Origin of the sequence: Nocardia albiluteola (genome assembly GCF_018860155.1) — a bacterium.
GTDB classification, from domain to species: Bacteria; Actinomycetota; Actinomycetes; order Mycobacteriales; family Mycobacteriaceae; genus Nocardia; species Nocardia albiluteola.
Window position 1 is genome coordinate 1 of record NZ_JAHKNI010000045.1, and the last position, 865, is coordinate 865.

1 protein-coding gene and 1 pseudogene are annotated in these 865 nt (G+C 68.2%); both read right to left on the reverse strand.

Annotation, left to right across the window (positions count from 1 at the left end; genetic code table 11):
- Positions 1–231, reverse strand: a pseudogene (locus KO481_RS42605) (hypothetical protein); the annotation flags it as partial.
- Positions 224–811, reverse strand: coding sequence for an isochorismatase family protein (locus tag KO481_RS42610; protein ID WP_215924471.1), 588 nt, complete (start codon positions 809–811; stop codon positions 224–226). The pseudogene KO481_RS42605 and the gene KO481_RS42610, both read right to left, overlap by 8 nt.
- Positions 812–865 lie beyond the last annotated feature (54 nt).

The following is an 865-nucleotide window of genomic DNA, read 5'->3' on the forward strand; positions in this document are numbered from 1 at the left end:
GCCGAGCGGCAAGGCGACCACCGCTCCCACCGCCAGCCCCGCCGCCGCCAATCCGGACACCGCGCTCGGCCCGGCGTGCAACACCCGGATCGCGATCAGCGGGAACGCGTCGAACGCGAGACAGGTGCCCAGCGTGCTGATCGAAAAGGCTGCCCACAGCCACCCGAATTGCCGCCCCAGCGATCGGCTGCGCAGGAGACCCAGGCTTCGTCCCGCGGTCGCCTCAGGCACGCGTCTTGTCCAGCAGCGCGATGATGTCGGCCGTGGTTCCTTGCTCGCCGAGCTGCGGGAAGATCCGCTCGATGCTGTTGTCATGCGGCTCGATGGACAGGTCCGCCATGGCGTCGGTCGCCAGCGTCACGTTGTAGTTGCGTTCGTACGCGGCTCGCGCGGTGGTGTCGACACCGATGCTGGTCGTCAGGCCGCCAAGCACGATCTGGGTGATGCCGCGGCGGCGCAGTTCCAGATCGAGGTCGGTGCCGTAGAAGGCGCCCCAGTTGCGCTTGGTGACGACGATGTCCTCGGGATGCCCGGCCAGTTCGTCGACGATCTGATCCCAGCCGGGCGGCGGCGTGACGCCGGTGGGCGGCGGCGAGTCGATGCGGCCGTGGGGCGCATCGGATCCGTCCAGGAGCTGAGTGAAGTGCACCAGCACGACCGGCAGGCCGTGTGCACGGAACGCGTCCGCCAGCTCGACCGCGCGAGCCACCACCTCCGTACCCGTGGAGGGCACCATCGGCGCGGCGACGATGGCCTTCTCGAGATCGATGAGGACGAGCGCGGTACGTGGGTCGAGCGTCGTGAGCGCCATGAGATTCCTTCTCCTGCATTCAGTTTCGGCGTTCGCCTGGGTGGATATGATTCA

What these genes read in the sequence shown, in the direction of transcription:
- KO481_RS42610 (WP_215924471.1), bottom strand. Translation starts at nt 811, where the DNA reads ATGGCGCTCACGACGCTCGACCCACGTACCGCGCTCGTCCTCATCGAT.